General features: G+C 68.8%; 20 protein-coding genes. 15 read left to right on the top strand and 5 right to left on the bottom strand.

The window, feature by feature from the left end; genetic code table 11:
• Positions 1-13 precede the first annotated feature (13 nt).
• Entirely contained in the window at positions 14-475 is a 462-nt protein-coding gene (locus B0W80_RS16510) for an Lrp/AsnC family transcriptional regulator (protein ID WP_077000299.1), read from the top strand.
• A gap of 21 nt (positions 476-496) precedes the next feature.
• Here the strand turns inward: B0W80_RS16510 and B0W80_RS16505 are convergent, their stop codons facing one another.
• Positions 497-2,032: a YifB family Mg chelatase-like AAA ATPase gene (locus tag B0W80_RS16505; protein ID WP_077000248.1), complete on the bottom strand. Its 1,536-nt coding sequence runs from the start codon at positions 2,030-2,032 to the stop codon at positions 497-499.
• A gap of 157 nt (positions 2,033-2,189) precedes the next feature.
• Between B0W80_RS16505 and B0W80_RS16500 the strand changes: the two genes are divergently transcribed.
• The 7 genes from B0W80_RS16500 to B0W80_RS16470 all read left to right on the top strand — a co-directional run bounded on the left by B0W80_RS16500 (position 2,190) and on the right by B0W80_RS16470 (position 8,998).
• A complete protein-coding gene (locus tag B0W80_RS16500) occupies positions 2,190-3,023 on the top strand; it encodes a TorF family putative porin (RefSeq protein WP_077000247.1) in 834 nt (277 codons plus the stop codon).
• Between the two features lie 70 nt (positions 3,024-3,093).
• Positions 3,094-3,432, top strand: coding sequence for a P-II family nitrogen regulator (gene glnK / locus B0W80_RS16495; RefSeq protein WP_077000246.1), 339 nt, complete (start codon positions 3,094-3,096; stop codon positions 3,430-3,432).
• Positions 3,433-3,458: 26 nt separating this feature from the next.
• Positions 3,459-4,988 carry an ammonium transporter gene (locus B0W80_RS16490; protein WP_077000245.1) on the top strand — a complete coding sequence of 510 codons (1,530 nt, stop codon included), beginning with the start codon at positions 3,459-3,461 and terminating at the stop codon, positions 4,986-4,988.
• A 236-nt stretch (positions 4,989-5,224) separates the two neighbouring features.
• Positions 5,225-6,124: an SMP-30/gluconolactonase/LRE family protein gene (locus B0W80_RS16485; RefSeq protein WP_077000298.1), complete on the top strand. Its 900-nt coding sequence runs from the start codon at positions 5,225-5,227 to the stop codon at positions 6,122-6,124.
• Positions 6,125-6,153: 29 nt separating this feature from the next.
• The gene (gene glcE / locus B0W80_RS16480; RefSeq protein WP_077000297.1) at positions 6,154-7,254 is read left to right on the top strand and encodes a glycolate oxidase subunit GlcE; all 1,101 of its coding nucleotides are present in this window, start codon (positions 6,154-6,156) and stop codon (positions 7,252-7,254) included.
• A 3-nt stretch (positions 7,255-7,257) separates the two neighbouring features.
• Complete coding sequence (gene glcF / locus B0W80_RS16475; RefSeq protein WP_077000244.1) at positions 7,258-8,487, top strand: glycolate oxidase subunit GlcF; 1,230 nt, start codon at positions 7,258-7,260, stop codon at positions 8,485-8,487.
• Positions 8,488-8,572: 85 nt separating this feature from the next.
• Positions 8,573-8,998 (top strand): hypothetical protein, encoded by a 426-nt coding sequence (locus tag B0W80_RS16470; RefSeq protein WP_077000243.1) that lies wholly within the window; start codon positions 8,573-8,575, stop codon positions 8,996-8,998.
• 34 nt (positions 8,999-9,032) lie between these two features.
• Here the strand turns inward: B0W80_RS16470 and B0W80_RS16465 are convergent, their stop codons facing one another.
• The 3 genes from B0W80_RS16465 to lplT all read right to left on the bottom strand — a co-directional run bounded on the left by B0W80_RS16465 (position 9,033) and on the right by lplT (position 11,892).
• Positions 9,033-9,521, bottom strand: coding sequence for a glutathione peroxidase (locus B0W80_RS16465; RefSeq protein WP_077000242.1), 489 nt, complete (start codon positions 9,519-9,521; stop codon positions 9,033-9,035).
• The gene (locus tag B0W80_RS16460) at positions 9,518-10,429 is read right to left on the bottom strand and encodes a DMT family transporter (RefSeq protein WP_077000241.1); all 912 of its coding nucleotides are present in this window, start codon (positions 10,427-10,429) and stop codon (positions 9,518-9,520) included. The genes B0W80_RS16465 and B0W80_RS16460 overlap by 4 nt, the downstream gene beginning before the upstream one ends.
• 158 nt (positions 10,430-10,587) lie before the next feature.
• Complete coding sequence (gene lplT / locus B0W80_RS16455; protein WP_077000240.1) at positions 10,588-11,892, bottom strand: lysophospholipid transporter LplT; 1,305 nt, start codon at positions 11,890-11,892, stop codon at positions 10,588-10,590.
• Between the two features lie 158 nt (positions 11,893-12,050).
• On the opposite strand from lplT, the gene alr reads away from it, so the two are divergent.
• From alr to B0W80_RS16435, 4 genes are read left to right on the top strand one after another with little or no spacing between them, the layout of a single operon-like run.
• Positions 12,051-13,139 (top strand): alanine racemase, encoded by a 1,089-nt coding sequence (gene alr / locus B0W80_RS16450; RefSeq protein WP_077000239.1) that lies wholly within the window; start codon positions 12,051-12,053, stop codon positions 13,137-13,139.
• Positions 13,140-13,155: 16 nt separating this feature from the next.
• Positions 13,156-13,917: a hypothetical protein gene (locus tag B0W80_RS16445; protein WP_077000238.1), complete on the top strand. Its 762-nt coding sequence runs from the start codon at positions 13,156-13,158 to the stop codon at positions 13,915-13,917.
• Between the two features lie 11 nt (positions 13,918-13,928).
• The gene (locus tag B0W80_RS16440) at positions 13,929-14,630 is read left to right on the top strand and encodes a response regulator transcription factor (RefSeq protein ID WP_077000296.1); all 702 of its coding nucleotides are present in this window, start codon (positions 13,929-13,931) and stop codon (positions 14,628-14,630) included.
• Positions 14,627-15,988, top strand: a complete 1,362-nt coding sequence (locus B0W80_RS16435) for a HAMP domain-containing sensor histidine kinase (RefSeq protein WP_077000237.1) — start codon at positions 14,627-14,629, stop codon at positions 15,986-15,988. The genes B0W80_RS16440 and B0W80_RS16435 overlap by 4 nt, the downstream gene beginning before the upstream one ends.
• Positions 15,989-16,008: 20 nt before the next feature.
• On the opposite strand, the gene B0W80_RS16430 is transcribed toward B0W80_RS16435, so the two are convergent.
• A complete protein-coding gene (locus tag B0W80_RS16430; RefSeq protein WP_083745445.1) occupies positions 16,009-16,602 on the bottom strand; it encodes a cytochrome b in 594 nt (197 codons plus the stop codon).
• A 173-nt stretch (positions 16,603-16,775) separates the two neighbouring features.
• On the opposite strand from B0W80_RS16430, the gene B0W80_RS16425 reads away from it, so the two are divergent.
• The 3 genes from B0W80_RS16425 to B0W80_RS16415 all read left to right on the top strand — a co-directional run.
• Positions 16,776-17,582, top strand: coding sequence for a methyltransferase domain-containing protein (locus tag B0W80_RS16425; RefSeq protein ID WP_077000294.1), 807 nt, complete (start codon positions 16,776-16,778; stop codon positions 17,580-17,582).
• Positions 17,583-17,765: 183 nt separating this feature from the next.
• Positions 17,766-18,254: a tripartite tricarboxylate transporter TctB family protein gene (locus tag B0W80_RS16420; RefSeq protein WP_077000236.1), complete on the top strand. Its 489-nt coding sequence runs from the start codon at positions 17,766-17,768 to the stop codon at positions 18,252-18,254.
• A gap of 10 nt (positions 18,255-18,264) precedes the next feature.
• Positions 18,265-18,653: tripartite tricarboxylate transporter permease (locus B0W80_RS16415; protein WP_179106945.1), on the top strand; the 389-nt coding region annotated here is incomplete at its 3' end.

Genomic DNA, 18,653 nt, shown 5'->3' with positions numbered 1-18,653 from the left:
GCGCCTGCCGTTCATGGACTTCCGACTCGACGACCTCGATCGCCATCTGCTGACCCTTCTGCAAGCCGATGCGCGCGAGTCGGTGGCCAACCTGGCGCGCAAGCTCGGCATCGCGCGGACCACGGTGGTGGCGCGCATCGCGCGCCTCGAACGCGAGGGCGTCGTGTCGGGCTACGGCGTGCGTCTCGGCAACCGGCTGGAGCACGCGGGCGTGCGCGCCTTCTGCGGCCTCGGCGTCGATGCCAAGCGTGCGGCGGCCGTGATCAAGGCCTTGGAGCGACTGCCGGAAGTCGAAGAGGTCTGGGCCGTGAGCGGCCAGTTCGACTACATGGCGCTCTTGCGCTGCGACACCCCCGAGCAGCTCGATGCGCTGCTGGACCGGTTGGGTCAGATCGATGGCATCCACCAGACGCATACGTCGATGGTGTTGAGCCGCAAGATCGATCGACGCAGCGCGGTGGCGCCGGCCCGCTGAGGCCGCATCCGCGCGTCGCGGTCAGGCTGCTGCGCGCAGTGCCCGGCGGTACTGCACCGCCTCCGCCACGTGCGCCGCCTGCACCGTGTCGGTGGCGGCCAGGTCCGCAATGGTTCGCGCGACCTTCAGCGCCCGGTGGATGCCGCGCGCCGACCAGCCCAGCCGCGCTGCGGCGCCGTGCAGCAGCTGCAAGGCAGCCGCTTCGGGCCGGGCGTGGCGGTCGATCTCTGCGCCCTGCAAGGCCTGGTTGGCCTTGCCCTGGCGCTCCAGGGCCCGGCCGCGCGCCTCGGCCACGCGCTCGCGCACCGTGGCGCTGGCTTCGCCGGCCGGCACGTCGAGCAGCTCAGTGGTGGGCACGGCCGGCACCTCGATCTGCAGGTCGATGCGGTCCAGCAGCGGGCCGCTGAGCTTTCCTTGATATCGGGTGACCTGGTCGGGCGAGCAGCGGCAGGCCTTGAGCGTCGAGCCCAGGTAGCCGCAAGGGCAGGGGTTCATCGCCGCGATCAGCTGGAAACGCGCCGGAAATTCGGCGCGCCGGGCAGCCCGCGCGATGGTGATGCTGCCGGTCTCCAGGGGCTCGCGCAGGGCCTCGAGGGCCGAGCGCTGGAACTCGGGAAACTCGTCGAGGAACAGCACGCCGTTGTGCGCCAGCGAGATCTCGCCGGGCCGCGGCGGACTGCCGCCACCCACCAGCGCGACCGCGCTCGCGCTGTGGTGCGGGCTGCAGGTCGGCCGCTGGCGCCATCGGCCGACGGCGAACCGGCCTTGCAGGCTGGCCACCGCCGCGGCTTCCAACGCTTCGTCCACGCTCATCTGCGGCAGCAGGCCGGCGAAGCGCTGGGCCAGCATCGACTTGCCGGCGCCCGGCGGCCCGACCATCAGCAGGCTGTGCTGGCCGGCGGCGGCGATCTCGAGCACGCGCCGTGCGCCGGCATGGCCCTTGACGTCGGCCAGGTCGGCCAGCGCTTCGGACGGCTCGGCGGCGACGGCCTGCACGGCCCGGTGCCAGCCATCGTCGGCCCCGGCCGGCGCGGGGCCGCCCGGCACGAACTGGCGCACCACGTCGAGCAGGTGCGCTGCGCCGTAGATTTCGGCGCCAGGCACCAGCGCGGCTTCCTGTGCGCTCTCGGCCGGCAGCACCAGCCGCGTGGCGACGCCGCGGCCATGCAGGGCCAGCGCCATCGCCAGTGCACCACGCACGGGCCGCAGATGCCCCGAAAGCGAGAGCTCGCCCGCGAATTCGTGGCCAGCGAGCCGCGCCGCCTCGATCTGGCCGCTGGCCGCCAGGATGCCCAGCGCGATCGGCAGGTCGAAGCGGCCGGAATCCTTGGGCAGGTCGGCCGGCGCCAGGTTGACCGTGATGCGCTTGTTGCTGGGGAATTCGAGGCCGGCGTTCTGGAGGGCCGAGCGCACCCGTTCGCGCGCTTCCTTGACTTCCACATCGGCCAACCCGACCAGCGTGAAGCTGGGCAGGCCGTTGGCCAGATGCACCTCGACCGTGACATCGGCCGCCTCCAAGCCGATCAGCGCACGGCTTTGCACCAAAGACAAACTCATTTCGCTCCCGTTTCACCAAGATGGTGCGTCCATCTCTTGTTCATGACACCGCCATGCACCTGTCTCAGGCTCCGGCGCTGGAGGATTAAACCATTTGGCACGCTCCCTGCTTTGAAAGGGTATCCAACCATTTCAAAACCCGACGAGGAGTCTCTCGATGATGCACCGCCCCACCGTCTCCGCCCTGGCCGCCGCTGCCGTGGCCACCCTGGCCGCCATGCCCATGCTCGCCAGCGCGCAGCTCACCGGCAACGTGGCGCTGACCAGCAACTACAAGTTCCGCGGCCAGGACCAGGACGTGATCGGCAACAACGGCACCGTCAAGACCAAGGCCTTCAAGCCCGCCATCCAGGGCGGCTTCGACTATGCCTTCGGCGAATCGGGCTTCTACATCGGCAACTGGAACTCCAGCGTCAACTGGCTCAACGGCAACAGCATCGAGAGCGACATCTACGGCGGCTACAAGTTCAAGGCCGGCCCCTTCGACCTGGACGTGGGCGCGCTGACCTACATCTACCCGGGCAACACCCGCGGCAACACCACCGAGCTGTACGGCGCGGCCACCTGGGCCGACGAGGCCGTGGGCTCGTTCACCGTGAAGTACTCGCACACCGTGTCGAAGGACTACTTCAACTACGCGGGCAACAAGGACGGCTCGGGCCTGAAGGGTCGCAACACCGGCTATCTGAACCTGAGCTACAGCAAGGAAATCGTGCCGAAGGTCACCCTGAAGGCCGCCGTGGGCTACACGCACATGAGCAGCGACATCCGCGACCTGGGCTACAAGAGCTACGTGGACTACAACGTGGGTGCCTCGTACGACTTCGGCAACGGCCTGTCGCTGGCCGGCGCGGTGCAGGGCGCCAACCGCAAGAGCTCCTACACGGTGGTCACCGACCCCGGCATCGACCTGGGCTTCGGGCCCATCGGCGCGCGCACCTGGTCGCCCAACAAGGCCCGCTTCATTGTCACGCTGACCAAGACGCTCTGAGCCTTCGAACGCAGCGCCAACAGATATCCATCCTTGAGGAGCAACACATGAGATCGACGGGGGAACCATCATGAAACTGGTCACGGCCATCATCAAACCATTCAAGCTCGACGAAGTGCGCGAGGCGCTTTCCGCCATCGGCGTGCAGGGCATCACCGTGACCGAGGTCAAGGGCTTCGGCCGGCAGAAGGGCCACACCGAGCTGTACCGCGGCGCGGAGTACGTGGTCGACTTCCTGCCCAAGGTCAAGATCGAGGCCGCCGTGGCCGACGACCTGGTCGAGCGCGTGATCGAGGCGGTCGAGGCCGCCGCGCGCACCGGCAAGATCGGCGACGGCAAGATCTTCGTCTACGACCTCGAGCAGGTCGTGCGTATCCGCACCGGCGAAACCGGCCGCGAGGCGCTTTGATTCAGAGGCACGAAAGAAAAAATCCAATGAAAAAACTGCTTGTCTCTCTGGCCATCGGCCTGAGCGCGCTCATGGCCGGCAACGCCGGCTTCGCCCAGACCGCGGCGCCGGCCGAAGCACCGGCCGCCTCGGCCCCCGCTGCCGCCGCGCCTGCGGCACCCGCAGCGGCCGCACCGGCCGCACCTGCTGCGGCAGCCACCGCTGCCGACGCCGCACCCGCTGCCGCGCCCTCGTTCAACAAGGGCGACACCGCCTGGATGCTGCTGTCGACGCTGCTGGTCATCATGATGGTCGTGCCCGGTCTGGCCCTGTTCTACGGCGGCCTGGTGCGCAGCAAGAACATGCTGTCGGTGCTGATGCAGGTCATGGTCACCTTCTCGATGATCGTGGTGCTGTGGCTCATCTACGGCTACAGCCTCGCCTTCACCGAGGGCAACGCCTTCATCGGTGGCTTCGACCGCCTGTTCATGAAGGGCGTGTTCGACTCCGCCGCCGGCACCTTCGCGCCGGGCGCGACCTTCAGCAAGGGCGTCTACATCCCCGAGCTGCTGTTCGCGACCTTCCAGGCCACCTTCGCCGGCATCACCTGCTGCCTGATCGTGGGCGCCTTCGCCGAGCGCATCAAGTTCTCGGCCGTGCTGCTGTTCATGGTTCTGTGGTTCACCTTCAGCTATGCACCGCTCGCGCACATGGTCTGGTTCTGGATGGGCCCGGACGCCTACGCCAGCAAGGACGTGGTCGATGCGATGAACGCCAAGGCCGGCCTGATCTGGCAATGGGGCGCGCTCGACTTCGCCGGCGGCACCGTGGTGCACATCAACGCCGCCGTCGCGGGCCTGGTCGGTGCCTTCCTGGTAGGCAAGCGCATCGGCTACGGCAAGGAAGCCTTCACGCCGCATTCGCTGACGCTGACGATGGTCGGTGCCTCGCTGCTGTGGGTGGGCTGGTTCGGCTTCAACGCGGGCTCCGCGCTCGAAGCCGGCACCAGCGCCGTGCTGGCCTTCATGAACACGCTGTCGGCCACCGCCGCCGCGGTGCTGGCCTGGTCCATCGGTGAAGCGCTGATGCGCGGCAAGGCCTCCATGCTGGGTGCGGCATCCGGTGCCGTCGCCGGCCTGGTCGCCATCACCCCGGCCGCCGGCAACGTCGGCCTGATGGGCGCGATCGTGATCGGCTTCGTCGCCGGCTTCGCCTGCCTCTGGGGCGTCAACGGCCTCAAGAAGATGCTCGGCGCGGACGACTCGCTCGACGTGTTCGGCGTGCACGGCGTGGGCGGCATCGTGGGTGCACTGCTCACCGGCGTGTTCAACACGCAGGCGCTGGGCGGCCCCGGCCTGGTGGGCGACTGGGTCACGGCCACGGTCACCTCCAACGGCATCGGCGCGCAAGTGTGGATCCAGCTCAAGGGCGTGCTGCTGACCATCGTCTGGTCGGGCGTGGTCTCCTTCATCGCGTACAAGATCGTCGACCTGACGATCGGCCTGCGGGTCACCGAAGAAGAAGAGCGCGAGGGCCTGGACATCTCGGCCCACGGCGAAACCGCCTACAACCGCTGAACACGGCGCGGGTCGCCAGGCGCGGCCCGCACCGCAGCGAACGACGAACGACTTCGAACCAACGACTTCGAACCAACGACTTCGAACGAACGAACGAACCGATTCAGTTTCATCAAGGCAAGTCTCCTTTGGATGTTCGGCCCGCAAGCGCAATGGCGCCAGCGGGCCACTTTTTTTGGTGCACGCCAGCCTTCCTTCGAGCAGCTTTGCAGCGGACGCTTATGCACAATGCGCCCATGTGGACCCCCTTGAACGACAGCGGCTGCGAGCTCGGCGAATCCCCGTTCTGGCACCCGCAGGAACGCGCTCTCTATTGGCTCGACATCCCGGGCCGCGCCGTGCTGCGCACCCGCGGCGACATCGCCCATGCCGCGGTGGAGCGCTGGCAACTGCAGACCGAGCCCGGCTGCATGGCGCCCGCGGCGGGCGGCGGCCTGGTGATCGCGCTGCGCGACGGCGTCTACCGCGCGCCTGAATGGGGTGGGGCGCTGACGCTGCTGGCCCGCGTGGACCACGACGTGCGGACCATGCGCTTCAACGACGGCAAGTGCGATCCGCTCGGCCGCTTCTGGGCCGGCACCATCAACGAGGCCAAAGACGGCGCCAGCGCCGCGCTGTACTGCCTCGACGCGCGCGACGGCACGCCGCGGCTCACGCGCATGGCCGATGGCGTAACCACCGCGAACGGTCTCGCCTTCGCGCCCGATGCCGCTACCGTCTACTGGGCCGACACGCCCGCGCACCGCGTGAGCGCTTGGGATTGGGAGGCGCAGACCAACCGCCTGTCGCACCGGCGCGTGTTTGCCCAGTTCGAGTCCAAGGTGCCCGGCGCGCAGTACCAGGGCCGACCCGACGGCGCGACAGTCGACGCCGACGGCCACTACTGGGTCGCGATGTTCGAAGGCGCCCAGCTGCTGCGCTTCTCGCCGGCGGGCGAGCAGGTGGAGGCCGTGCCCGTGCCGGCGCAGTGCCCCACCATGCCCTGCTTCGGGGGTGACGACCTGCGCACGCTGTTCGTCACCACGGCGCGGCGCGGGCGGCTGGCCGACGAGCTCGAGCGTCTGCCGGGCTCGGGCCAGGTCTTGTCGATGCCCACCAAAACGTCAGGGCTGCCCGTCAGATTCTGGAAGGATTGATGCCCCTGGCGGGCTGTACGATCGCCCGCATGGATCCAGCCCTTCGCCAGATCAGCGAACGTATTCGCGCCGCTGCCGCCGACCGTACCTTGCTCCGCATTCGCGGCGGAGGCACCAAGGATTTCTACGGCCAGCCGCCGCAGGGCGAGGAACTCAGCACCAAGGCCTGGCAGGGCATCGTCAGCTACGAACCCAGCGAACTCGTCGTGACCGTACGCGGCGGCACCGAGATGACGGAGCTCGATGTCCTGATGGCGACCGTCAACCAGACCCTGGCCTTCGAGCCGCCGCGCCTCCGCTTCGGCAGCACGGTGGGCGGCATGGTGGCTGCCGGCCTCAGTGGCCCGGCGCGTGCCAGTGTCGGCGCGCTGCGCGACTACGTGCTGGGCGTCCAGATCATCAACGGCCGCGGCGAACTGCTCCAGTTCGGGGGCACGGTCATGAAGAACGTGGCCGGCTACGACGTCTCGCGCCTGATGGCCGGCTCGATGGGCACACTGGGCGTGATCACCGAGGTCAGCCTCAAGGTGCTGCCGACGGCGCCGGCGGAGGCCACGCTCGTGTTCGATTGCGACCAGGCCGATGCGCTGCGCCTGCTCAATTCGTGGGGCGGCCAACCGCTGCCGCTCAATGCCAGCCGATGGTGCCAGGAGCGGGGCGTTGGCCGGCTGTGGCTCCGCCTGCGCGGTGCCGCCGCTGCAGTGGACGCGGCCTGCAAGCGCCTTGGCGGCGAGCGGCAGGACGAGTTCGAGGCCCGCGACGACTGGGACTCGTTGCGCGACATGCGTCTGCCGTGGTTCGATGCAAAACCAGGTCGGTCGCTGTGGCGCGTGTCGGTGCCGCAGACCGCGCCGGTGTTGCCGTTCGACGGCGCGCCGTTGGTCGAATGGCACGGTGGCCAGCGCTGGTACTTCGCCGGCGCGGGCGACGGCGAGCGTTTGCGCGCTGCAGCCCGCACCGTCGGCGGCCATGCCACGCTCTTCGCACCGGCCGCGGACATCGATGCGTCGGTGCCACGTTTCGATGCGCTGCCGACCCCGCTGCGGCGCATCAACGAGGCATTGATGCGCGAATTCGACCCCGACGCCGTGTTCGACCGCGGCCGGCTCCTTCAAAGCGTGAGCCCCTGACCCATGCAAACCGAACTCGCCCCCGAATTCAAGACGACGCTCGAAGGCCAGGAGGCCGAGGCCATCCTGCGCAAGTGCGTGCATTGCGGCTTCTGCACCGCCACCTGCCCCACCTACCAGCTGCTGGGCGACGAGCTCGACGGCCCGCGCGGTCGCATCTACCTCATCAAGCAGGTGCTGGAAGGCAAGCAACCCACGCGCAGCACGCAGCTGCACCTGGACCGCTGCCTCACCTGCCGCAATTGCGAAAGCACCTGTCCCTCCGGCGTGCAATACGGCCACCTCGTCGACATCGGCCGGAAGATTGTCGACCAGAAGGTGCCGCGCCCCGCGCTCGAAGGCGCCCTGCGTTGGACACTCAAGGAAGCGTTGCCTTCGCCGCTCTTCGGCCCCGCCATGAAGCTGGGCCAGTCGGTGCGCGGCTTGCTGCCCGCAAAGCTGAAAGCCAAGGTTCCCGCGGCGCGGCCCGCCGGCGCCTGGCCGAAGCGCAGGCACGCCCGCAAGATGCTGATGCTGGCCGGCTGCGTGCAGCCCGCCATGGCGCCCAACATCAACAGTGCCACCGCTCGGGTGCTCGATGCGGCCGGCATCGAAGCCGTGGTGGCACCCAGCGCGGGTTGCTGCGGTGCGGTGAAGTTCCACCTGAACGACCAGGACGGCGGCAAGGCCGAGATGCGCGCCAACGTCGATGCCTGGTGGCCGCAAGTCGAGGCCGGCGCCGTCGAGGCCATCGTCATGAACGCTTCCGGCTGCGGCGTCACCGTGCGCGAGTACGGGCACCTGCTGCGCGACGAGCCGGCTTATGCGCAGAAGGCCGCACGCATCAGCGCACTCACGCGCGACCTGAGCGAGCTGCTGCCCGAACTCGTGCCGCTGCTGCAACCCCGCGTGAAGGCGCCTGCAGGTGTCGTCGCCTACCACCCGCCCTGCACGTTGCAGCATGGGCAGAAGCTGCGCGGCGGCGTCGAGACGCATCTGCGCGCGCTCGGCTTCGACATGCAGGTCGCGCGCGTCGAATCACACCTGTGCTGCGGCTCCGCCGGCACTTACTCCGTGCTTCAGCCCGAACTGGCCTATGCGCTGCGCGACCGCAAGCTGGGCCACCTCGACCGGCTCGGGCCCACCATCATCGTCTCGGCCAACATCGGCTGCATCACCCATCTGCAAAGCGGCAGCGCGCAGCCGGTGCGGCATTGGGTCGAGCTGCTGGACGAGGCGCTGGCGCCGGCCTGATCGCACACGCGAAAAGGCGCTGGTCCGACCCGATGTCGGCGCCAGTCCGCCGACCATCGAGTACCGCAACTTCGGGAGACAAACCATGCGCAAGCCCTCTTTTCGATCCTTCGCCCTCGGCTGTGCCCTGGCCGCCGCGCCGTGGCTGACCCAGGCCCAGACCATGCAACCCGGCACCGGCGCGATGCCCGCCATGAAGGTGGAAGGCGCTGCACGCTATGCCTGCGGAGGCATCGGCTCGGACGAATCCACCGCCATGCGCGCTGCGATGAAGGACCATCCGCTCGCGCTGCTGTTCGCACGCGCCGGCGGCGAATACCTTGCCAACGTCGACGTGCGGATCAAGGGCGCCAACGGCGACACCGCGCTCGCGATGCGCGCGTCGGGCCCCGTGTGCCTGGTCGATCTGCCAGCTGGCCGCTACACCGTCGAGGCCACCACCGAAGGCATGACCAAGACCCACAACGTCACGGTGGGCCGCGGTTCGCAGACGGCCGATTTCCGCTTCTGAGCTCGCGACCTAGGTTCGTGAGTGAGTTCGCGCATCAGGCGGCCGCCAGTGCGGCCTCGATGTCCCGCGTCATCGAGGCCGGCGTGTCCAGCGGCGCATAGCGCTTGATGACCTTGCCGTCCTTGCCCACCAGGAACTTGGTGAAGTTCCACTTGATCGCGGTGCTGCCCAGCAGGCCCGGCGCTTCCTTCGTGAGCCACTTGTACAGCGGCGTGGCGCCGGAGCCGTTGACCTCGATCTTCTCCATCATCGGAAAGCTCACGCCGTAGTTCTGCACGCAGAACGCGCCGATCTCGTCGTTCGTGCCCGGGTCCTGGTTGCCGAACTGGTTGGACGGAAAGCCGAGCACCGCAAGGCCCTTGCCTGCGTACTTCTTGTAGAGCGCTTCCAGCCCTTCGAACTGCGGTGTAAAGCCGCACTTGCTGGCCGTGTTGACGATCAGGAGCACCTGGCCCTTGAACTGCGACAGCGGGACGTCCGTGCCGTCGATCTGCCGGGCTTCGAAGTCGTAGACGCTGGTCATGATGCTTTGTCCTCCAGGATGCGGGAAGGCCGATCATCGTCGCGCCCGCGCGTTCGCGCAAACGCCGACCACGCCGCCGCGAGCACGATCAGCGCGCCGCCGGCCCAGATGCGCGCGTCCATCGTGGCCGCGCCCAGCGCCACCGACGAGACGCTCGCGAACAGCACTTCCGACAACATGATCACCGCGGTCACGCTGGCCGCCAGCCGTGCCGCGCCGTACTGAAGCGCGATGTTGGCGAGCACGAAGCCCGTGCCGAGCAGCGCGGCCCACGGGGCCCAGCCGGCAAGCGCCTCGACCGGCGGTGGCGGCGTGATGGCACCGAGGGCGGTGCCGATCAACGCCGTCGCCATGGCGACACCTGCGCAGCCGCAGAACATCGCGAGTGCGCGCGATTCGCCGGGCGCCTCGCGCAGCCGCCGCAGCAGGATGTTGGTCAGCGCGAAGCTGAAGCCGGCTGCCAGTCCCAGCCAGTCGGGCACGCTCGCCGGCACCGGCCAGTCGGTATCGGGCGTCTTCAGCACCACGGCGACACCGGCCAGCGCCAGCGCCATGCGTGCCAGTGCGGAGGGCGTGGGCCGCTCGCCCAGCAGAAGCCAGGCCAGCAGCACGCTCCACAGCGGCATCAGGTAGAACAGCAGCACCACCCGCACCACGTCGCCCTGGGTCACGGCCCAGTTGAACCCCAGGTTGGTCAGGCCCGCGAAAAGCGCCAGCAGCGCCAGCCCGGGCCAGGTCGCGAACGCACGCCACGCATGGCGCCGCAGCAAGGTCGTGCCCAGCACGATCACGACGTAGATCAATCCCGTCGCCCAGACCGGATGCAGCCCGTGGGCCTCGATGTGGCGGAAGGGAATCCAGGAAACGCCCCATACGAAGGCGTTGAAGACGAGCGCGATGGCGGACAAATGAAGAATGGTTCGTCAGGCTGCGTTGCATCGGGGCCTATGGCCGGCGAAGCCGCGCCAATTCGGGAGACACCGCGGAACCTGCTTTGCCGGGCCGCTGGTGTCGCCCCCGGCGAGGGGGTTGGCGGACCACACGAAGTGGGGGAGCCTGGGGGAGGTCAATGATGTTTATCGCTGCGGGCGATGGCGAGCAGGTGCTCGACCTCTTCGGGATAGCGCTTCAGGTTGTTTTCGTGCCAACGCTTGATCACGTACATGAAGCCCGCCACCACCACGCCGAAGGCGGTGATCGCCGCATAGGCCGACAGGCCGAGCCCCGTGCAGGCGCTGTAGAACGCGCCCAGCACCAGGATGCAGGCCTGCTCGTTGAAGTTCTGCACCGCGATCGACCGCCCCGCGCCCATCAGGTTGTGGCCGCGGTGCTGCAGCAGCGCATTCATCGGCACCACCAGGAAGCCGCCCAGGCCACCCAGCATGATCAGGAAGGGCACCGCGATCCAGATGTTGTCGATGAAGTTCATCCCGATCACCACGATGCCCATGCCGATGCCCAGCGGAATCACGCGCGTGGCCATGTCCAGCCGCATCTTCATCGAAGCGACCACCGCGCCCACCGCGGTGCCGATGGCGACCACTCCGGTCAGCGACGAAGCCTGCGCCGTGCTGTAGCCCAGCGCCAGCGAAGCCCAGGCCAGCACGATGTACTTGAGGTTGCCGCCGGCGCCCCAGAACAGCGTGGTGGTGGCCAGCGAGATCTGGCCCAGCTTGTCGCGCCACAGGCGCGAGTTGCAATGCCAGAAGTCGGGCAGCAGCGCGAGCAGGTTGCGCACCATGCCGTGCTGCGGATTGGAGCGCAGCGGCCGCATCTCGACGCCGGTGTCGGGAATGCGGGTGTTGAACCAGGCCGCGATCGCGTAGACGAAGATCAGCGCCGCGATGGCCGCTTCGGGCGGCGTGTCGATGCCGGTGTCGATGACGGGGAAGTCCAGCGCCAGCATGCGGCTCGACAACGCATGCCCCACCAACTGGCCACCCAGCACGATGCCCAGGATGATCGACGCGATGGTCAGGCCCTCGATCCAGCCGTTGGCCTTGACCAGTTGCGAGGCCGGCAGCAGTTCGGTGAGGATGCCGTACTTGGCCGGCGAGTAGGCCGCGGCGCCCAGGCCCACCACCGCGTAGGCCAGCAGCGGATGCGTGCCGAACAGCATCATCAAGCAGCCGATGACCTTGATGGCATTGCTGATGAACATCACCTTGCCCTTGGGCAAGGAGTCGGCGAAGGCGCCCACCAGCGGCGCCAGCGCCACGTAGAAAATGGTGAAGATCGGCACCAGCGCGGCGCGCTGCCACTCGGGTGCGCCACCGGTTCGCATCAGTTCCACCGCCGCCACGAAAAGCGCGTTGTCGGCCAGCGACGAGAAGAACTGGGCCGACATGATCGTGTAGAAACCGCGCTTCATCGATGGGCTGGCTGGCCAGAGAGGGCTGCTGGCAATAGTGGAATTTGGCCGCGGTACTGGCGGAATGCGCGGTTATAGCATGGGGGTGCAATGTCAAAATGGCGCGACAAGCCCACACCGTACGGGTGTTTTTCCTCATGTACTGAACCGGTTTCATCGTGCCGCGTCCGATCCTCGCCACCATCCACACCGCTGCCCTGGCCCACAACCTCGAACGCGCGCGCCGCGCCGCGGTCGATTCGCGCGTCTGGGCCGTCGTCAAGGCCAATGCCTACGGGCACGGCATCGAGCGCGTGTTCGACCCCTTTCGTGCCGCCGACGGCTTCGCGATGCTCGACCTGGCCGAGGCCGAGCGCGTGCGCGCCCTGGGTTGGCGCGGGCCGGTGCTGCTGCTCGAGGGCGTCTTCGAGCCGCGCGACCTGGAGCTGTGCTCGCGGCTCGACCTGTGGCACACCGTGCACTGCGACGAGCAGATCGACATGCTGGCCGCCCACAAGACGCAGGTGCCGCAGCGCGTGTTCCTCAAGATGAACACCGGCATGAACCGCCTGGGCTTCGCGCCCGAGCGCTTCCGCTCGGCCTGGACCCGTCTCGATGCACTGCCGCAGGTGGACGAGATTTCGCTCATGACCCATTTCAGCGACGCCGACGGCCCGCGCGGCGTGGCCCATCAGCTCGAGGCCTTCGAGCGCGTCACGCGCGACCTGCCGGGCGAGCGCTCGATCGCCAACAGCGCCGCCACCCTGCGCCATGCGGCCGCCACGCGTGCCGACTGGGTGCGCCCCGGCATCCTGCTGTACGGCAGTGCGCCCGACTTTCCCGAGCACGATGCCGAGCACTGGCAACTGCAGCCGGCGATGACGCTGTCGACCCGACTGCTGACGGTGCAGACGCTGAAGGCCGGCGACACCATCGGCTACGGCTCGCGCTTCACCGCCGAAGGCCCCATGACCATCGGCGTGGCCGCGGTCGGCTATGCCGACGGCTACCCGCGCCACTGCGACACCGGCACGCCGGTGCTGGTCGACGGGGTGCGCACGCGCATGGTCGGCCGCGTCAGCATGGACATGATCACGGTCGACCTCACGCCGGTGCCGCAGGCCAGGTTCGGCAGCGAAGTCACGCTGTGGGGCCGGGCCGCCAACGGCACCGTGCTGCCCATCGATGAGGTGGCGCGGTCCGCGGGCACCATCGGCTACGAGCTCATGTGTGCCGTGGCGCCGCGCGTGCCCGTGGCCACCGACTGACGAAGGGCACAGCCGCTTGAAGATCCTGTCGAACTGGCGCTCGGTGCGCCTCTGGGAAACCGAGGTCGAGCGCGACCTGCACCGCAGGCACGACATGCGCACCCATGGCCTCTTGATCGGCACCACCACGATGCTGCTGATGTGGCTGGTGTCCTGGCTGCAGATGCATTTCGGCGTCGAGTCGCTGGCCCTGCGCTACTTCGTGACGCTGGGCACCGGCTACCTCGTATACCTGTGGATCCTGCGCTGGTGGGCGCTGATGCTGATCCGCCGCAACACGCAGTTCAACCCCGACGTGCCCGACCTGGGCCTCGGCGAATTTCCCTCGGCGCGCAGCAGCGCAAGCGTCACCAGCAGCAGTGGCCACGGCACCGGCGCGGCCGACGTGTCTGCGGGCCACGGCGTCGGCGACCTGGCCGGCGGTGCGCTCGACGTCGCGGCCGGCGCCGACGAAGGCGCGGTCATCGTGGTGCCGGTGCTCGCGATCTTCCTCGTCTGTGTCGCCATCGTCTTCGGCGCGGGTGCGCTGGTGCTGCTGTACTTCGGCTCCGAAGCGCTGCTGGCCGTGGCGATCGAGCTGGCCTTTTCCTACGTGACCGCCACCGCCGCGGTGCGCGTGGTGCGCGAGGGCTGGCTCACCGCCGCAGTGCGGTTGACCTGGAAGCCCTTGCTGGGGGCCTTGCTCTGCGCGGTGTTGCTGGGCGCGGCGCTCGACCGTTTCATGCCGCAGGTCAACTCCTTGCCGGAGGCGGTGCGCGTGATGCTCGGGCGCCGATGAGCGGCACGGCCATCTGGCGCTGCCTGGTCGTCGAAGACGACGCCGACATGGCGCGCTACGTCGCCGAGGGCTTCCGTACGCTCGGCCACGTGGCGGTGGTCTGCCGCGACGGCGCCGATGCACTGGCCCGCTCGACCGGCGAGGCCTGGGACCTGATCATCCTCGACCGCATGCTGCCCAACGAGGTCGACGGGCTGTCGATCCTGTCCACGCTGCGCGCGCTCGGCAAGCGCACGCCCGTGCTCGTGCTCAGTGCGCTGAGCGCGCTCGACGAGCGCGTGCGCGGCCTCAAGGCCGGCGGCGACGACTACCTGACCAAGCCCTTCGCCTTCTCCGAACTGTCCGCGCGCGCCGAGGCGCTCGTTCGACGGTCCCGCGCCGGCCCCGAGATCCGCGAGCTGACGATGGCCGACTTGCGTGTCGACCTGGTGCGCCGGCAGGCCGAGCGCGGCGGCCGGCCCATCGCGCTGCAGCCGCGCGAATTCAGGCTGCTGGCCTACTTGATGATGCATCCGGGCCAGGTGGTGACGCGGACCATGCTGCTCGAAGCCGTGTGGGACTACCAGTTCGACCCGCAGACCAACGTGGTCGACGTGCAGGTGAGCCGGTTGCGCGCCAAGCTCGATGCACAGGGCGGCGCGACGCTGATCCACACCGTGCGCGGCGTCGGCTACCGCATGGCCGCCGAGGCCGGCATCGACGCGGCCGGATGATCGCCGCGTTGCGCCTTCTGTGGCGCTCGGTCGGTTTCCGGCTCGCCTTCAACTACGGGCTGCTGGTCGCCATCACCATGCTGGTGGCGCTGGCCGTCATCTACATGCAGACCGTCGGCGTGATGCACCAGCGCACCGCGCGGCAGGTGACCGTGCTCGCGCAGCAACTCGCCACGCGCTTCGAGGTGGGGGGCGCCGATGCGGTGGCCGTCGACGTGATGCGCGCGCTCGCCGACGAGCACGACGCGGCCAACGAAATCTACCTGCTGGTCGACCGCATGGGCCGCATCGTCGCCGGCAACCTCGACGCGGTGCCCGAGATGGCACCCGGCACCGGCACTCAGCAGCGCGTGCTGCGCGCGGGGCGGCCGGTGTCGGCCTACCTGGTGAGCCATGTGCTGTCGGACGGCGGGTTCATCGTGGTCGGCCACGACCTGCGCGACCAGGAAACCATCGAGTCGCTGGTCGCGAGCGCCAGCGCGGCGGCGGGCATGGTCGCGGTGCTGCTGCTCATCGGTGGCATCTTCGTGTTCCGCCAGGAGCTGGAGCGCAGCGTGGGCGCCGTGCGCCGCACCGTTCAGCGCATCGCGGCCGGCGAGATGCAGGAGCGCGTCGCGCTCACGGCAGAGGCCGACGAATTCGCGCACCTCCACCACGAGGTCAACGCGATGCTCGATCGCATCCAATTGCTGATGGATGGTGTGCGGCACGTCTCCGACACCATCGCCCACAACTTGCGCACGCCGCTCACGCGCATCCTGCTCGGCTTGCGCGATGCGCAGCGTGCCGGCGCGCCGGCCCAGGCGAAAGAAGAAGCCATCGGCGCCGCCATCCGCGAGCTGGAAGGCCTGACCGTGGTGTTCGAAAAGCTGCTCCAGATCGCCGAAGCCGAGGCCGGTGCGCGTCGCCGCCAGTTCGAGGCGGTGGCACCCGACGAGGTCGCGGGCGACATGGTCGAGCTCTACGAGCCGGTGGCCGAAGCGCACGGCGCGACGCTGCGGCACGACCCGCCCGACCCGGCGCACGTGCCGGGCGACCGCGACCTGCTCGCAGGCGTCATCGCCAACCTGATCGAGAACGCGCTCAAGTACGCGGGCGCCGGTGCAGAGGTGCGCGTCGGCACCCGGCGCGTCGGGTCGCACGTGCTGCTGTGCGTGCAGGACGACGGGCCTGGCATCCCGTTCGATGAGCATCAGCGCATCGGCACGCGCTTCCACCGGCTCGATCGCAGCCAGCCGGGGCATGGCCTGGGGCTGGCGAGCGTGCGGGCGGTCGCCGCACTGCATGGGGGGCGCGTGCGTTTCGAGGATGCGGCGCCGGGATTGCGCGTCGAACTCGAACTGCCGGTGTTCGACTAGCGCATCGGTAAGCGCCGTGATCAGTCGGTCATGCGCGACAGCACGTCTTGCGGCCCACGCCGGCGGTGCCACAGCGCCATCGTGATGTGCCCTGCGACCAGCGCGAGCAAAGCCCAGCCGAGCTCACCGTGCAGCAGGCCGCCGAGCTGGGTCATCCAGTCGATGCGCTCGCCGGGGCGCTCGTCCATCAACGGAACGCCGAAGGGCGAGAAGGCGCGGGCCGAACCGTATTGCCGCAGCAGGCCGATGGTCGGCACTGCGATCATCAAGAAGTAGAGCGCTCGATGCCCCCAGCGCGACGCGGCGCTGACGGATGGTGGACGGCGCCGCGCATTCGCGAGCGTCCACGCCAGGCGCAGCACGACGAGCAGCATCAGCAAGGCACCCACCGGCTTGTGCACGGGCCAAAGAAAGGCCTCGACGGGCGTGTCCGGCAGAAAGTAGTGCGCGAGCGCCGCGGAGAACACGACTGCGAAGCAGGCCGCCATCGTCCAGTGCAGCGTGCGGCTCAGGCTGCCGTAGCGCGTGGTGGAGTCGGGCCTCGGCCAACTCCCACTCTGCGCGGACGGGGCGGGTCGAGCGGAAGCAGGCGTCGTGGCAGGGGAGGAGCGCATGGCTTGTATCGAAAAGTTGGCTTACCCCGATGGACGCGCCGGGTCTTGGTTGGTTCAATGCGATAACCTTTTGTTGCCTCCATGTCGGCACGGTGTCGGCGTCGGCCTACGCCAGTACGTCCCTCGCAACCGGGCTGTACCGTTCCTGACCCAAGCCCGTGGTACACCAGCGCATGTCGCGTCGTTCGATCCTCCTTTCCGCGCTCGCACTGCTGGCCGCAGCCACGTCGGCGCCAGCCACGGCTTCCACATTGGTGGAGGAAGTGCCCTTCATCACCACGCCCGATCACGTCACGCTGGCGATGTTGGAGTTGGCCGGTGTCGGCGCACAGGACCATGTCCTCGACCTCGGCTCGGGCGATGGACGCATCGTCATCACTGCCGCGAAGCGTTTCGGCGCCAGCGGCCTCGGCTTGGAGATCGTGCCCGACCTGGTGGCGCAGAGCGACGCGAATGCGCAACGCGCCGGCGTCGCCGACCGCGCACGTTTCCGCGTGCAGGACATCTTCGAGGCCGACCTCTCGACCGCGAGCGTGATCACGATGTACCTGCTGCCTGAGTTCAACCTCCGCCTGCGGCCGAGCTTGCTCGCGCTCGCGCCGGGCACGCGCATCGTGTCGCACGACTGGGACATGGGCGACTGGGAACCCGACCGCACGATCACGCTGCCGGTGCCCGACAAGGCCGTCGGCCGCGAGAAACTGAGCCGCCTGCATCTGTGGCACGTGCCGGCCCCGGTGCAGGGCCGCTGGTGCGCTGGCGCGCTCACGCTGGAGATGACGCAGCGGTTCCAGTCCTACCGCGCGCAGTTCGAAGGTGGCGGCCAGCGCTACCAATGGTCGGGCCGCGTGCGCGGGGCAGCGTTGCCGCCGCCCGTGGGTGGTCCGTTGCGGCCTGGCCTCACGTGGCGCGACGGTGCGTTGCATGTGGCAGCCGGTGCGCCTGGCCTGCCAGCGGGCACGCGCTTCGCCTCCTGCTGAGCCGCGGCACGTCCAGGGAATCTTTCCGCTCTTCTTCGCTGCGCCTCGAACATTGCCATTCGGCAATGTCTTCGTCATCCACGAGCGCGTCCACCCTTCCTACGATCGGCGTCCCGGTCGCGGATGCGCCGCGCCCGGGCGAGCCGCGGTTTGCGCGGTCTTCATCACGAGGAGACACACAGGGTGAGAATCAAAAGTCAGAGGGACTTCTTTTCCGGCGCCATCTTCAGCGCCTTCGGCGTCGCCTTCGCATGGGGCGCCACCAACTACACCGTCGGCACCGGCGCCCGCATGGGGCCGGGCTATTTCCCGTTGATCGTCGGCGTGCTGATCGCGCTGATGGGCGCGCTGATCACCTTCAAGTCGCTCACGGTCGAAACCGACGACGGCGAGCCGGTGGGCCGCATCGCGTGGAAGCCGCTGGTCTTCATCATCGGTGCCAATATCGTCTTCGGCATCCTGCTCGGCGGGCTGCCTTCGATCGGCCTGCCGCCCATGGGGCTGATCGTCGCCATCTACGTGCTCACCTTCGTCGCCAGCCTGGCCGGCGACAACTTCAACGCCAAAGCGGTCGGCATCCTCGCCACCATCCTGGCGGTGGGCAGCTACCTGGCCTTCGTGGTCGCACTCAAGCTGCAGTTCCCTGTGTGGCCCACCTTCATCGCGGGCTGAGACCGACGTCATGGACCTGATCACCAACCTTTCCATCGGCTTCGGCGTCGCCTTCACCGCGCAGAACCTCGTCTACGCCTTCGTCGGCTGCCTGCTGGGCACGCTGATCGGCGTGCTCCCCGGCATCGGCCCGGTCGCGACCATCGCGATGCTGCTGCCGGCCACCTATGCGCTGCCGCCGGTGGCCGCGCTCATCATGCTCGCGGGCATCTACTACGGCGCCCAGTACGGCGGCTCCACCACCGCCATCCTGGTCAACCTGCCTGGCGAATCGTCGTCGGTCGTGACCGTCATCGACGGCTACCAGATGGCGCGGCGCGGCAGGGCGGGGCCCGCGCTGGCCGCGGCCGGCCTGGGCTCCTTCTTCGCCGGTTGCGTGGGCACGCTGATCCTGGCCGC

This window comes from Variovorax sp. KK3 (assembly GCF_001984055.1).
GTDB lineage: Bacteria > Pseudomonadota > Gammaproteobacteria > Burkholderiales > Burkholderiaceae_C > Variovorax.
Note: the sequence above shows the minus strand (reverse complement) of the source record. Positions and strands in the feature narration are given on the sequence as shown.